Below are 13,928 nucleotides of genomic sequence, written 5' to 3'. Positions count from 1 at the left end.
GGCAACGCGATCAAGGCCAACGACGCCAACGTCATCTGTGGTGGCGTGAAGACCGCCAACGCCACCGTCTACCTCATCGACTCGGTCCTGATGCCTGCCTGACATCCCCCGCAGGACAACTGGGCACCCACGTCTCCGGCGTGGGTGCCCAGTTCTGTGCGCGTCCACTGTGGACTTCGACAAACCATTGCGTGTGAGCCAATCCACTCGGCTGCCAGCTCCGAACAACAGGTGTGAAGGCAACACGATCCGTCCTCATCGGCCTTGTGTCGGTGGCCGTGGCGTTGGCGGCAGGGCATCTCGTCGCGGGACTGGTGAGTCCGCTGGCCTCGCCGTTCCTCGCGGTCGGCAACACCGCGATCGACCTGACCCCTCATCCGGTCAAGGACTTCGCGATCCGCACGTTCGGCGAGAACGACAAGCTGGTGCTGCTCGGCGGCATGGCGGTCGTGCTCGCGGGGCTGGGTGTGGTGGCGGGGCTGCTGTCGCGCCGCAGTCCGTGGCCCGGCACCGCCGTCGCCGCGCTGCTCGGCCTCCTCGGCATCGCCGCGGTGCTGGCCAGGCCGACGACGTCCGGCTGGTCGGTGCTCGCCCCGCTGGCGAGCCTCGTGGCCGGTGTCGCCGCTTTCCGCTGGCTGTGGTCCCAGGCGGCGCTCGCGGTCGTGCCGGAGCGGCGCAGGTTCCTGCTGTCGACCGCGGCGATCGCGGTGGGTGCAGGGGTCTCCGCGCTCGGCGGTCAGCTGCTCGCGGGCCGGGTGGACGTCGAGGGCTCCCGGCGTGCGATCAGGTTGCAGCCCAGGGAGACCGCGCCGGAGATCCCGTTCGACGCCGACTTCGTCCGTGAAGGCACACCGGAGTTCATCACGCCGAACTCGAAGTTCTACCGCGTCGACACCGCGCTCACCGTGCCCCGTCTGCGCGCCGAGGACTGGCGCATGCGGGTGCACGGCATGGTGGACAACGAAATGGTGCTCACCTACGACGACCTGCTGCGGCGTCCGCTGGTGGAGAAGACGATCACGCTGGTGTGCGTGTCCAACGAGGTCGGCGGCCCGTACATCTCCACGTCGAACTTCATCGGCGTCTCCCTGCCCGACCTGCTGCGGGACGCGGGTGTCCGTCCCGGTGCCGACCAGCTCGCGACGCGCAGCGTGGACGGCTGGACGTGCGGCACCCCGGTCGACTCGATCATGGCGCCGGGCTCGAACGCGATGCTGGCGCTGGGGATGAACGGCGAGCCGTTGCCGATCGAGCGCGGCTTCCCCGTCCGCATGGTCGTGCCGGGCCTCTACGGCTACGTCTCGGCGACGAAGTGGCTGGTGGACGCCGAACTCACCACCTTCGACGCGTTCGACCCGTACTGGGCGCAGCGCGGCTGGGGTAAGAAGGCCCCGGTCAAGGTGATGTCGAGGGTGGACCGGCCGAAGTCCTTCGAGAGGGTGCCGGCGGGCAGGTTCGTCGCGGCGGGCATCGCCTGGGCCCAGCACACCGGCATCGACCGCGTCGAGGTCCGGGTCGACGGAGGGCTCTGGCAGGAGGCGACGCTGAGCCGTGAGGTCAACGTCGACACGTGGCGGATGTGGCGCGTGGAGCTGGACCTGAAGGAAGGCAACCACACCGTGGAATGCCGTGCCACCGACCGCAAGGGCTACACCCAGACCAACGAGCGCGCCGCCCCGATCCCGGACGGCGCGACCGGCTGGCACTCCATGGTCTTCACCTCGGTGGCGTGAAGACCGCCGACGCCACCGTCCGCCTCATCGACTCGGTGCTGCTGACCGCCTGACATCTCCAGGAAGGCAGTACCGGACTCCGGGAACCGCGCTGTGCGTGCGGTTTCCGGAGTTTTTTTCGTCTGCCCGGGTAGTCACTCCATCAGGTGGATCGGGCGGTGCAGCCGATCCGGAACCCCCGCGTCGCACGGATGTAGGAGGCGCGGATCCGCCAGATGCGGTTCAGCCGGCTCGGGACGGCGCCACGCACGCCCCTGTGCGTCCGCAGTTCCAACCGGACGCACAGGGGCGTTCCCGCAATGGTGATCACTGTGCGTTGACATGTAGTCCGCGATCTTGTGTCATAAAGTAGTCGTGAATTGATGTTTCGAATTAATTCATGTCTTTGAGCTGCGACAACTAAATTGCTTCCACTTTCGAGTGAACCGGTGTCCGTGGGGTGTCGAATACCCGGATGTACAGGTGCTGATTCGTCGAAAGGGGGTGATTACATGAAGTCGACATGCTCCACAACTCTGCGGCGGACGCTCGGTGTGGCCGGGTTCCTGATCGGATTCGGTCTCCTGTCCGCCGGAGTGGCGAGTGCCAACGAGGGTGACCAGCCCGGCCTGCTGGGCGGGGTCGCCACTCTCGTCGCCCCCGTGACCGACGCGCTCGCGCCGGTCACGCACGACGTCACCGCGGTGACCGACCCGGTGGTGCGGCCGGTGCTCAAGTCCGTCGCGCCGGTGACCGAACCGGTGCTGGCTCCGCTGGCACCGACCGTGGACACCGTCGTGCGGACCTTGGGTCCGGTGTTGGAGCCACTCCAACCCGCGGCGGCGCCGGTGCTCGCCCCTGTGGCGCGCACGGTGCAGGACGTGCCGTTGGTGCCACAGATCGTGAAACCGCTGGTGGCGCAGCCGTCTGACCGGGCTGCAGTTCCACCGCCGGCCGCTGAGCAGTCCATGCCGGAAGTACCACGGGCACCGGCCGTCGTGCCGGAGACCCACGCCGCGGCGCTGCCCGGCTGGGTCGCTGCGGCAGTCACCCCACGGCAGCAACAGGTGTACGCACCTGACGTGGCACCACCCGTCGAGGCACCCCAGAGGCAGTCGCCTGACGTGCCGTTCGCCCTGCCCGGCACGACAGGATCGGCGTCGTCGAACGGATCGGCGAGCCAGGCCGTGTCGGACCTCCCGGCGGGATCGGGAATTCGGCCGCACGGCGAGTCGCTCGTCGTGAACCGGGACCACCAGGTCCACGGGTCGTGGTGTTATTACTACGGCCGCAACCATCCCAGTTGACCAGTCCTGCCAACCAAGCCGACCAGATCACCAAGCTTGATTGACGGGAAGGTTCGACAATGCGCAACTCTGTGCGACGCGGCTTGCTGGCCGCAGCGTTCTCGGGAGGATTCCTCCTGTTCGGAACGGCGATGGCAAGCGCTGACACCGGAGGCAACGGTCTCCTCGGCGGCGTCGGTGACGTCGTGAACTCGGTCGTGAACGCCGGCAACGGCGGGAATTCGGGCAACGGCGGCAACGCCACCAGCTCGAACAACGCCACGACCGGTAACTCGGGCAACTCCGGGAACTCCGGCGCCACCGGCGGCAACACCGCCTACGGCGTGTGCGTGCTGGCCGAGTGCCACACGAACGTCAGCTCGGGGGACTCGGGTGACACCGGTGCCACGGGTGCGACCGGAGACGCTTCCAACCACAGCAACACCGTGGGCGGGAACTCCGGTCCTGCCGGCAACGGCGGCGATGCCACCGCGGCCGGTCGTGCGCAGAACGCCGGTGCGACCGCGGGCAACGGTGGCAACTCGGGCAACGGCGGCAACGCCACGAGCTCGAACACCGCGCGGTCGGGCGACTCCGGTGACTCGGGCGACTCGGGTGACACCGGCGGCAACAGCGCCTACGGCGTCTGCTTGCTGGCGAAGTGCCACACGAACGTCAGCTCGGGCGACTCCGGTGACACCGGTGCCACGGGTGCGACCGGCAACGCTTCCAACCACAGCAACACCGTGGGCGGGAACTCCGGCCCCGCCGGTGACGGCGGCGACGCGGCGGTCATGAACAAGGACCAGAAGTGGGGCCACCACGACAAGTGGAACAACCACGGCAAGTCCGGTTCGACCGAGGCCACCGCGGGCAACGGCGGGAACTCGGGCAACGGTGGCAACGCCACCAGCTCGAACAACGCCACGACCGGTGACTCGGGCAACTCCGGGAACTCGGGCGACACCGGCGGCAACAAGGCCGTCGTCCGCACCACCGGTTCCGAGCGCGGCCACGGCTGGTCCTGGAACAGCACCAAGTCCTGGACCAACGTGACGTCGGGCGACTCCGGCGACACGGGTGCCACCGGCGTGACCGGTGACGCGGGAAACCACAGCGTCACCAAGGGCGGCAACTCCGGCCCGGCCGGTGACGGCGGCCACGCCTGGGCAATGACCGAGCAGGGCAAGTCCTGGAACCACGGCAAGTGGAGCAAGCACGGCAACTCCGGCTCCACTGAGGCCACCGCGGGCAACGGCGGTAACTCGGGCAACGGTGGCAACGCCACCAGCTCGAACAACGCCACGACCGGTGACTCGGGCAACTCCGGGAACTCGGGCGACACCGGCGGCAACACGGCAGTGGTGAAGACCGAGAACAAGCACCAGAAGTGGTCCGGCCACCGCGGCGACGACTGCCACGGCTGGAAGCACCACAACGGCTGGAAGCACGACTGGAAGAACCACGGCACCAAGTCCTGGACCGAGGTCACCTCGGGCGACTCCGGTGACACCGGCGCCACCGGTCCGACCGGCGACGCGTCCAACCACAGCACCACGGTCGGTGGCCACTCCGGTCCCGCAGGCGACGGCGGCGACGCCCAGTCCTGGACCCACGGGAAGCACTCCGTGAAGGCGTGACCACCAGGTGATCACAGGGCGGGGCCGGCATCTGCCGGTCCCGCTCTTCGCTGTCCGGCGATGTGTCTTCCTCTGCCGGCGGGGTAGCCGAAAAGAGGAGAACGCGATACCGGACGAGGAGGAACCGTGTCGATCAACGCCGACGCCCAGACGGTGACGGGTACGAAGGACAAGGACTACAACATCATCTGGTTCGTGGAAGCCTGCCTGAGCAACGCCCTGCGGCTGGAGACCTACGTCCAGGACGCGGAGAGCGCGGGCGACTCGGACCTGGCGGAGTTCTTCCGCCGCGCACAGGGCGAAAGCCGCAAGGGCGCCGAGCAGGGCAAGGAACTGCTCGCACAGCGACTCGGCAAGTAGCGAGCAGTTAGTCCGATGTGGACTGTCAGGCCGACCGAGCCAGTGCTTCTCCGAGCGTCGGGTGGACGCGGAACACGGTGTCCATGCCGGAGAACTGGAAAGTTCTGAGCACTGCCGCCCGGTCGGCCACCACGCGCAGGTCCTCCGCGCACCGGTGAGCGTCCAGCAGGGCGCCGATGCCGGAGGAGTCGAAGAAGGTCACCTCACGCAGGTCGACGACGAGCACGACGGGCGACTGCGACAGCTGGGTCGTCAGTTCCGCGCGCAGGAGCGGTGCGGTGACGATGTCGACCTCACCCGCGACGGCGACGATCGGAACGCCGTCCTGCCGTGAGCCGCGCACCGAGCAAATGGGCGTTCCAAGTTCTTCCTCCAGCACGGTGACTCCACTCTGTGGTGGTGGGACGTTCACCGAGCTGCTGGCTGAACTCGACGGCGGACTGCGGAACCTCCCCCCACGGTAAGCCCTGACAGCACGGTCCACAACGCGAAGTCACAGGTTGCGCCCCAGCGGCCGGTGCGGGGATCGCCTACGGTGGGCCGGGGGTTCAAAAAGCAGCACCCGGTCAACCCCGCTGCCGTCATCGGTGTCCGCCGGACGGGAAGGAGACGATCCGAGGTGCCGCAGATGCCGCCCAGTGCCGAGGACTGGAACGTCGACCGGTCCAGGTTCACGACCGATGCCGAGAAGGCGATCGCGTCCGGCCAGACGCCCACGCGCGACCACGGGGCGCCACTCGGGCCGCTGGCCCAGCAGTTCGCGACCCTGACCTACTCGCTGCTCGACGCCACCACTGCGGGGGAGGTGCTGCAGCAGATCGTCCAGGCCGCGGTGCGGGTCGTGCCGGGCGCGGACATGGTCAGCGTCACCCTGCGGTCACGGGACGGCAAGTTCCACACGCCGGTGGAGACCGACCGGATCGCGATCGAGCTCGACCAGCTGCAGTACGAGCTGCGGGAAGGCCCCTGCCTCGACGTCGCGGATCCGGAAGGCCCCGCCGTCGCGGAGGCGCCCGACCTGGCCGCCACGTCGTCCTGGCCCCGGTTCGGCCCGGCGGCCGCCGCACGGGGCATGGGCGCGGTGTTGTCCACGGCGCTGCTGCCCGGTATCGCGTCGCCCCGGCTGTCCGGCGCGCTGAACGTCTACTCCCGCCGGAGCCACGGTCTCGGCGAGACGGACCACGCGGTCGCGTTGCTGCTGGCCACACACGCTTCCCTGGCGCTCGCCCACACCGAAGCCGTCGACATCGCCACCCTGCAGGCCGAACAGCTGCGCCGCGCGATCGACTCGCGCGACGTCATCGGTCAGGCCAAGGGAATTCTCATGGCGCGCCGCGGCCTGACCGCCGACGACGCGTTCGACCTGCTGCGCCGCTCCTCGCAGCACCTCAACGTCAAGCTCGTCGAGCTCGCCGAGACCGTCGCCGGCCGTCACGGCGAGCTGGATCTGCCCTGATCCCGCTGACGTGATGAGGTGCGCGAAGGGGACGGGGTTCGTAGGCTGGGGCTCGACGCATGACCGTCGGCCAGAGGAAGGCTGTTGGACGGGCAACGCCGGGACCGGCTCCTAGAGCAGGTGCTCGAGTGCAGGACGACTTCAGGGCGCGCGGATTTAGGGCATGCCCTTAGCGCCGTGTGCGTGCGCGCGCTGCCGGACGTCGACGGCGCCGCGCTGGTCTTCTACAGCGACCTCCGCGCTCAGGAACTGGTCGGTGCCAGTGATCAGTGGGCGGCGGGCATCGAGGAAGCGCAGTACACCGTGGGCGAGGGACCGGGCTTCGCGTCGGTCGCGGCGCACGGCCCGGTGCTGGTCCCCGACCTCAGCTTCGAGGAGGTGCGGTGGCCGCTGTTCGCCGGGACCGCACGGGGCGCCGGTCTCGCGGCCGCGTTCTTCTTCCCGCTGCAGATCGGCGCGATGCTGCTCGGCACGCTCGGGCTGTACCGCCGGCGGCCCGGTGTGCCGGCCGCGGAGTTCGTCTTCGAGGCGGCACTGCTCGCCGACCTGATCTCGCACAAGCTGCTCCTGCAGAACGAGCAGATGGCGAACGAGGAACGGATCTGGCTGGAGACGTCGTACCAGGACGTCAACATGGCGACCGGAATGCTGGCCGTGCTGCTGCGGATCAGCCTGGAGCACGCGTTCCTGCGGTTGCGGGCACACGCTTTCGCCACGGGCAGGTCGGTCGTGGACGTGGCCGGTGACGTGCTGGCCCGGCGTCTTCCTCTCGACCGGCTGACCGACTGACCGCGCGTGATCTGTCCGAAACGGACACCGAGCCGGTGCTGATGGCCGATCCGCGGGGTGGGCTGAGCGTCGTGCCGGCATCCGACGAGCGGTCCGAACCTGGAAACGCTCAACAACCGAAGCCCGCCGCCTCGTCTTCTGCTGTGCCACGAGGAATCAGGCACCGGTCCACGACATCACCGGTGGCGACCTCGACGCGGCCGCGTTGCGAGGCCGCTGAGCCGGTCACCGCCCCGTGCCGCGCAGAGGTGCGCCCGCGTCGTGCAGGTGGCGCAGCACCTGGGCGTAGGAGCGGACCATGGTGGTCTTGCTGTACGGGATGCCCTGGCGCGCGCAGAAGTTCTCGACGACGGGCTGTGCGCGGCGCAGGTTCGGCCTTGGCATGTGCGGGTAGAGGTGGTGCTCGATCTGGTGGTTCAACCCGCCGAGCAGGGCGTCGACCCAGCGGCCGCCGGTGACGTTGCGGGAGGTCAGCACCTGCTTGTGGAGGTGGTCGAGGCGCTGGCCCTCGGCGATGATCGGCATTCCCTTGTGGTTCGGCGCGAACGAACAACCCAGGTAGACGCCCATCAGACCCTGGTGCACGGCGATGAACACGACGGCTTTCAGCGGTGAGAGCACCAGGAACACCGCCACCAGGTAGGCGGCCAGCGGCACGATCTGGAGCGCGGCCTCACGCCACGGGTTGCGCAGTTCCTTGCGGAACAGGGCGACCAGGCCGGAGATCCGCAGCACGGCGGCCTCGGCGAGCAGCAGCGGGAAGAAGAGGAACGCCTGGTGCTTGGTGATCCAGCCGTACACACCGCGTTTGCCGTGCGCCTGCGCACGGCTGAAGGCGAGGGCGTGGATCTCGATGTCCGGGTCCTGGCCCTCGTGGTTGGGGTTGGCGTGGTGGCGGTTGTGCTTGGCCACCCACCACTGGTAGCTGATGCCGGTGAGACTGCCGTGCAGGTGCCCGACCACGTCGTTGTTGCGGTGACTGCGGAAGATCTGCCGATGTCCCGCGTCGTGCCCGATGAACGCGAGCTGCGTCGACGCCACGGCCAGGGCCACCGCGAGGAGCATCTGCCACCAGGAGTCGCCCAGCAGGACGAACGTCACGGCGATCGCGCCGAGCAGCACGCCGTTGATCGCCATGCGCAGCGCGTAGTAGCCGCGGCGGCGGTCCAGCAGTCCGGCTGTCTTGAGCTCCTTGGTCAGACGGGCGAAGTCGCTGCCCCGAGGACGTTCGGCTGTGGTGGGTAGTACGTCTTGGGTCGAGGTCATCTACCTGCTCCGGTTCTCGGTTCGTCGGCTTCGGTGTCCAGGCCGGGTTCGTCCGGCCCGGACTCCTCAGGTTCGCTGGTGTGCACGTCGGCGGGTGCCACTTGTTCGTCCGCCTCGCTCAGCAGCGAGCGGATCGCGGAGTTGAGCACCGCCAGCAGTGGTACCGCGAGCAGGGCGCCCGCGATGCCGGCGACGAGCAGTCCGGACGCGATGGCCAGCACCACCGCGAGAGGGTGCAGCTTGACCGCGCGTCCCAGCAGGAACGGTTGCAGGACATGGCTTTCCAGCTGGTTCACGGCTACGACGATGATCAGCGCGATCGCGGCGGTCACCGGGCCGTTCGCGACGAGTGCGATGAGAACGGCCACACCGCCCGCCACCACGGCACCGAAGATCGGGACGAACGCGCTGATGAACACCAGCGCTGCCAACGGAACCGCCAGCGGCACCTTCAGCACGGCCAGTCCGATGCCGATGCCGAGCGCGTCCACCACGGCGACCGCGCCGGTCGCGCGGACGTAGCTGACCAGAGCGGCGAGACTGCGCCTGCCCGCGACGTCCACCCGCCTGCGGGGTCCGCCGGGGACGACGCGGATGAGGAACTGCCAGATCCGCGGGCCGTCGTAGAGGAAGAACGCGAGCGCGAACAGCACCAGCAGCATCTCGACGAGGGTCTCGCCGACCGTCGCGGCCGTGGTGAGAGCGCTTGTCGTGATGCCGGTCTGGTTGTCCTGCAGGGTTTTCACGATCCGGTCCGCGAACTCGCGCAGCTGGCTCTCGCTGAGCTGCAACGGTCCGTTGACGAGCCAGCCGGACACCGCGTCGATGCTGCGGGCCAGCTGCGCCGCGAGGTCCGGCACGCCGTTGACGAAGGTCACCACGACGAACGTGAGCAACCCGCCGAGCACCGCCAGTCCGCCGACGAGCACCACAAAAGTCGCGAGTCCGCGGGGAAACCGTTTCGCCATAAGGAAACCGACGGCCGGTGCGAGCAACGCCGCCAGCAGCAACGCGATCGCGAGCGGCACGACGAGGGACGCCAGCCTGCCGAAGATGACGCCGACGACGTAGAGCGAAGCCACCACGACTAGGAAGCGCCAGCCCAGTGCCGCACTGACGCGCAGGGCGGAGGGGATCGGGTCCCGCGTGGGAGAAGTGTCCCCGCGGTCGGTCATCACGACGGCTGTACCTCCGGAGTCGGTCTCCGACGCCGGGGGCTGGGGTCATCGGTGGAGCGGCGGTGCGCTCTGGCGCGCCTGCCAGGGGGTTCCCCGCCACCCGGTCCACAAACCCGGATGAGCTGTGGAAACAGCCTCTCCGTTTTCAGGAACGCTCGTTCTTGACTGATCGTTCCTGAAAGCGCTACGGTCTTCACATGGGACGACGAAGGTCTTTCGACGTGGACGAGGCCGTGGAGTCGGCGGCGGAGCTGTTCGCCCGCCGTGCCTACGACGGTGTCTCCATCGACGACCTGGTCACTCGACTCGGAGTGCACCGCAACAGCCTCTACGGCGTGTTCGGCAGCAAGCGCGGCCTGTACCTGGCGGCGTTGCGCCGTCACGTCGAGCAGGACGTTCGCCCGCACCTGGCCCGTGCCGCGCAGCCGGAACACGTGCCGGCGTGGGACTTCCTGCTGGTGGCCGCGGTCGATCGCGCGCCCGACGACCCCGAGGTCGCCGGCCTGGTGTCGGCGGTCTTCGCCGAGCTCGACGAGGCGACGGGCGACCCGCGCGCCACCGAGGTGCTGCTGGGCCGATGGCTGCGCGGCCGGCCGGACGCCGTGCGTCACGGGGAGGCCGCGTCCGAAGTCCCCACCATTCGTGAGGCGCCGGAAACGGTGCCCGGTAAGGAGATCTGACATGGCGACGATCAGCGTGCAGGGCCAGGACCTGGTGGTGGAGATGAACGGCCTGGACAAGTTGTGGTCGTTGAAGAGCAAGCTGACCATCCCGCTCGCACACGTTCGCGGTGCCACGCTCGATCCGGGAATCCTGGGGGAGCCGAAGGGGATTCGGGCACCGGGCACGCACCTGCCCGGCGTGATCACGGCCGGCACGTTCCACCAGGACGGCGAAAAGGTCTTCTGGGCGGTCCGCGACGCGCAGAAGGCGGTGGTCGTGGAACTGGCGGACGAGCACTACACCCGTCTGGTCGTCGAGGTCGACGACCCCCGCGCGGTGGTGGCCATGGTCGAACAGGCGACGAGCCGATGATCGTCAAGGTCGCCGCGGCACTCGTGGCGGCGGCCTTCGCCGCCGGCATCACTCCCGCCGCGGCCGGCGGCCACGACTTCACGGCCTGGTTGCCCGCACGCGACGAGCAGGTGTCGTTCGTGGTCGAGGGCACGACCACCTACGGGACGCTCCACGTGCCGGCGCGGCGGCGCGGTGAACGCCTGCCCGCCGCCCTGCTGCTGCCGGGCAGCGGCCCCACCGACCGCGACGGCAACCAGCCGCCGTCGCTCGTGCCGAACACCCTCCGCGACCTCGCCGGCGCACTGGACCGCGCTCGGGTGGTGACCCTCCGGTTCGACAAGTACGGAACTGGCCGCACGGGACTGGGAGCCTGGGCCGGGCGCCCCCAGGACATCGACTACCCGGCCTTCGTGCGCCAGGCCGCGGCAGCCCGCGACTTCCTGCAACGCCGCGCGGAGGTGGCCCGGCACAGGGTGGCCCTGGCCGGTCACAGCGAAGGAGGCATGACGGCACTGGTCCTCGCCGCGCAGGCACCTCGCCACGAGCGTGCCGCTGCCCTGATCATGCTCCAGCCCCAGGCGCTGCGGCTGCTGGACGTGCTCGCCCTGCAACTGCACGACCAGATCAGGCAGCTCGTCGAGGCCGGAGGGCTGACCGAGCAGGAAGCGGGGGGCATCGACCGGGCGGTCGACGCGGCCGTCGCGGACCTGCGAGGTGGCCGCGCCGTCGACACGACGGCCATGCCGGCACCGCTCGCCGCGCTCTTCGGGTCGCTGGCGGGACCGAACCGCCGGTTCGTGACGACGGACGACGCGGTCTTCCCGCCCGACGTCGCCCGCAGGCTGCCGAGGATGCCCGTGCTCCTGACCTGCGGCGAGCTGGACCCCCAGGTGCCCTGCCACACGACCGACCAGCTCGCGTCCGTCGTGGGTCACCGCGTGGTGCTGCCCGGTGTGGGCCACGCCATGACCACCGCCGACGGGACGTTCTCGCCCGTTCTGACCGGGGAGCTCAGCGCCCTGCGGTGGTGACGGTAACAATTCGGTTGAGCCGATGAACCTCTCCGTACGTACTCCCGTTCATGCGCCGCTTGAACGAGGAGTACGTATGACGCACCGCGTGACGGACAGACGGAAGTTTCGCCTGATCGCTTCGTTGTCGGCGGTGGCCGTGGTCGCAGCGGGTACCGCAACTGTGGCGTTGGCCGCCAAGGACGGTGAGCCCGCACCGCTCGCCGCGTTCGCGCCCATCGAGAAGGTGAACAAGAACGTCGTCGAGCCGAAGGTCGGCAAGAACGGCGCCGGTGGCGTGTTCACGGTCGACTGCGGCACGAACGAGGAGGGCAAGTTCAGTGCCGACAACCCGGTCGCCCAGCCGGGTCTGAAGCACGGTGCCCAGCACGTCCACGACTTCGTGGGCAACCTGTCGATCAGCGCGGAGTCGACCGACGAGAGCCTGGTCGACTCTGAGACGACCTGCCGCAACGGTGACCGCTCGTCCTACTTCTGGCCTGTCGTGCGCATCAACCCCAAGGCCAACCCGCAGGACGTCGGCTCCAACCCCGACAAGATCAAGGACAACGGCCCGGGCGAGGTCGCGTGTCCGGGTGTCGCCCAGCGCCTGCCCGCCATCCCGCAGCGGGTGCGCGACGAGGTCGTCCAGAACCTCCGGCAGCTCGCGCAGCAGCTCAAGGAAGCCAACGACCGGGTGGCGCGCGCCCAGAACCCCGGCGACCCGAACTTCGTCAACAACACGGTTCTCGGCCCGCTGCGCAGCAAGCGGGTCGCCACCCTCGAACGCATCGCGAACGCCCTGAGCCGGTCCGCGCGCAAGCCGAACCTGACGTCGCTCGCCGACTGCGACCTGCGGTGGGGCCACGGCGGCGGCGGCGGTCACAATCACGGCACCCAGCCGAAGCCGCGCAAGTTCGCCGCGGACGGCGTTCTCCAGCAGGCCGAGCAGAACGGCGCCGAGCAGGACGCCGCCACGCCGACGATCAAGTGCCCGTCGGTGCGCGAGGCGCTGCCGGGTGTGCCGGACCAGGCCCTGGACGAGGTGGACAGCAACCTCGACCAGCTGGACAAGCAGATCGCCGAGGCCAACCAGCGCCTGGTGAAGACCAAGGGCCAGGGCGGCGCGAACTTCATCGACAACGCGATCCTCGGTCCGTTGAAGGACAAGCGGGTCGCGACCCTCGACCGCATCGCGATCGCGATCGGCCGCAACGCCGAGAAGCCGCAGGGGCTCGACCGCCTCGCGAAGTGCGGTCTCAACGAGGGCGAAGAGGGCGGCGAGGAGAACAACGGCAACGAGAACAACAACGGCGGGAACAACAACGGGGGCAACAACAACGGGGGCAACAACAACGGGGGCAACAACAACGGGGGCAACAACGGTGGTGCCACCACCACGACCGTCGCCCCGGCACCGCCCCTGGCCGCTCCCACCGGCAAGAACCTGGAGCTCGTCGGCAACAACGGCAAGATCGTGCGGCCGGCCCAGGTGAAGATCGAGTACCGCGGCAACGCGGCCAGCAAGGTCACGGCCATGCCGAAGTTCCTGAAGATGGTCGTCGGTGACGCCAAGCCGACCAGCCGCGGCGCCGCCAACGCCCGCGCCACGTGGACGTGCAGCGGGTTCGAGGACCGGCTGTCCGACAAGTACGTGATCTGCCCGAACGGCAGCAAGGTCATGCGCGTGCACGACTTCGCGGGCTGCTGGGACGGCAAGAACGCGGACAGCGCCAACCACCGCGACCACGTCCGGTTCGCCGACAAGCAGACCGGCGCGTGCCCGCAGGGCTTCAAGGCCATTCCGCAGCTGCGGATCAGCATCTCCTACAACATCGCCCGCGACGTCCAGCAGAAGGGCCAGTACCAGCTCGACGCGTTCCCGGAGGAGAACCACAACCCGTTCTCCGACCACAACGACTTCGCCAACGTCAACTCCGACCAGACGATGGCGAAGATCGTGAAGTGCGTGAACGACGGGCGCAAGTGCTCCTGACCGCCGCCTGACTCACCTCTTGATGGAGCCCTTCCCGGACCTCGGTCCTGGGAGGGCTCCCTCTTTGGTGAAACGGAGAGTTCGGAAGAGCACGCAAAAACAGAGAAGCAGGCCGAGACGAATCTCGACCTGCTTCTCTGGAGTACGCCGCCAGGGACTCGAACCCCGGACCCGCTGATTAAGAGTCAGCTGCTCTAACCAACTGAGCTAGCGGCGCT

At 68.9% G+C, this 13,928-nt stretch carries 13 protein-coding genes and 1 tRNA gene; 10 read left to right on the top strand and 4 right to left on the bottom strand.

Going from position 1 to position 13,928, the window contains the following annotated elements:
- Nucleotides 1-272: 272 nt before the first annotated feature.
- The 4 genes from DFR72_RS37855 to DFR72_RS37840 all read left to right on the top strand — a co-directional run bounded on the left by DFR72_RS37855 (nucleotide 273) and on the right by DFR72_RS37840 (nucleotide 4,998).
- Complete coding sequence (locus DFR72_RS37855) at nucleotides 273-1,733, top strand: molybdopterin-dependent oxidoreductase (protein ID WP_245983805.1); 1,461 nt, start codon at nucleotides 273-275, stop codon at nucleotides 1,731-1,733.
- A 491-nt stretch (nucleotides 1,734-2,224) separates the two neighbouring features.
- Nucleotides 2,225-3,019 carry a hypothetical protein gene (locus DFR72_RS37850; protein ID WP_143086938.1) on the top strand — a complete coding sequence of 265 codons (795 nt, stop codon included), beginning with the start codon at nucleotides 2,225-2,227 and terminating at the stop codon, nucleotides 3,017-3,019.
- A gap of 59 nt (nucleotides 3,020-3,078) precedes the next feature.
- On the top strand, nucleotides 3,079-4,638 hold the full coding sequence (locus DFR72_RS37845) for a serine-rich family protein (RefSeq protein ID WP_090071461.1): 1,560 nt from the start codon (nucleotides 3,079-3,081) through the stop codon (nucleotides 4,636-4,638).
- A 126-nt stretch (nucleotides 4,639-4,764) separates the two neighbouring features.
- Nucleotides 4,765-4,998 carry a hypothetical protein gene (locus DFR72_RS37840; RefSeq protein WP_030481141.1) on the top strand — a complete coding sequence of 78 codons (234 nt, stop codon included), beginning with the start codon at nucleotides 4,765-4,767 and terminating at the stop codon, nucleotides 4,996-4,998.
- Between the two features lie 25 nt (nucleotides 4,999-5,023).
- Here the strand turns inward: DFR72_RS37840 and DFR72_RS37835 are convergent, their stop codons facing one another.
- Complete coding sequence (locus tag DFR72_RS37835; RefSeq protein ID WP_211335665.1) at nucleotides 5,024-5,377, bottom strand: STAS domain-containing protein; 354 nt, start codon at nucleotides 5,375-5,377, stop codon at nucleotides 5,024-5,026.
- Between the two features lie 249 nt (nucleotides 5,378-5,626).
- Here DFR72_RS37835 and DFR72_RS37830 point away from each other — a divergent pair, with 249 nt between their 5' ends.
- Together DFR72_RS37830 and DFR72_RS37825 are read left to right on the top strand one after the other, a co-directional pair.
- Nucleotides 5,627-6,454, top strand: coding sequence for a GAF and ANTAR domain-containing protein (locus tag DFR72_RS37830; protein ID WP_090071523.1), 828 nt, complete (start codon nucleotides 5,627-5,629; stop codon nucleotides 6,452-6,454).
- A gap of 183 nt (nucleotides 6,455-6,637) precedes the next feature.
- Nucleotides 6,638-7,243 carry an ANTAR domain-containing protein gene (locus tag DFR72_RS37825; protein WP_245983804.1) on the top strand — a complete coding sequence of 202 codons (606 nt, stop codon included), beginning with the start codon at nucleotides 6,638-6,640 and terminating at the stop codon, nucleotides 7,241-7,243.
- 225 nt (nucleotides 7,244-7,468) lie between these two features.
- On the opposite strand, the gene DFR72_RS37820 is transcribed toward DFR72_RS37825, so the two are convergent.
- On the bottom strand, nucleotides 7,469-8,509 hold the full coding sequence (locus DFR72_RS37820; protein WP_090071457.1) for a fatty acid desaturase family protein: 1,041 nt from the start codon (nucleotides 8,507-8,509) through the stop codon (nucleotides 7,469-7,471).
- Nucleotides 8,506-9,684, bottom strand: coding sequence for an AI-2E family transporter (locus tag DFR72_RS37815; RefSeq protein ID WP_090071455.1), 1,179 nt, complete (start codon nucleotides 9,682-9,684; stop codon nucleotides 8,506-8,508). Before DFR72_RS37815 ends, DFR72_RS37820 begins: the two co-directional genes overlap by 4 nt.
- Before the next feature lie 200 nt (nucleotides 9,685-9,884).
- Between DFR72_RS37815 and DFR72_RS37810 the strand changes: the two genes are divergently transcribed.
- The 4 genes from DFR72_RS37810 to DFR72_RS37795 all read left to right on the top strand — a co-directional run bounded on the left by DFR72_RS37810 (nucleotide 9,885) and on the right by DFR72_RS37795 (nucleotide 13,710).
- A complete protein-coding gene (locus tag DFR72_RS37810; RefSeq protein WP_090071453.1) occupies nucleotides 9,885-10,367 on the top strand; it encodes a TetR/AcrR family transcriptional regulator in 483 nt (160 codons plus the stop codon).
- Between the two features lies 1 nt (nucleotide 10,368).
- Nucleotides 10,369-10,722 carry a hypothetical protein gene (locus DFR72_RS37805; RefSeq protein ID WP_090071451.1) on the top strand — a complete coding sequence of 118 codons (354 nt, stop codon included), beginning with the start codon at nucleotides 10,369-10,371 and terminating at the stop codon, nucleotides 10,720-10,722.
- Nucleotides 10,719-11,735: an alpha/beta hydrolase family protein gene (locus tag DFR72_RS37800; RefSeq protein WP_090071449.1), complete on the top strand. Its 1,017-nt coding sequence runs from the start codon at nucleotides 10,719-10,721 to the stop codon at nucleotides 11,733-11,735. Before DFR72_RS37805 ends, DFR72_RS37800 begins: the two co-directional genes overlap by 4 nt.
- Before the next feature lie 88 nt (nucleotides 11,736-11,823).
- Complete coding sequence (locus DFR72_RS37795) at nucleotides 11,824-13,710, top strand: DUF1996 domain-containing protein (RefSeq protein ID WP_211335664.1); 1,887 nt, start codon at nucleotides 11,824-11,826, stop codon at nucleotides 13,708-13,710.
- Nucleotides 13,711-13,853: 143 nt separating this feature from the next.
- On the opposite strand, the gene DFR72_RS37790 is transcribed toward DFR72_RS37795, so the two are convergent.
- Nucleotides 13,854-13,927, bottom strand: a tRNA-Lys gene (locus DFR72_RS37790).
- Nucleotide 13,928 lies beyond the last annotated feature (1 nt).

The sequence above is a fragment of the Lentzea flaviverrucosa genome (assembly GCF_003350445.1).
Taxonomy (GTDB): Bacteria; Actinomycetota; Actinomycetes; order Mycobacteriales; family Pseudonocardiaceae; genus Lentzea; species Lentzea californiensis.
Note: the sequence above shows the minus strand (reverse complement) of the source record. Positions and strands in the feature narration are given on the sequence as shown.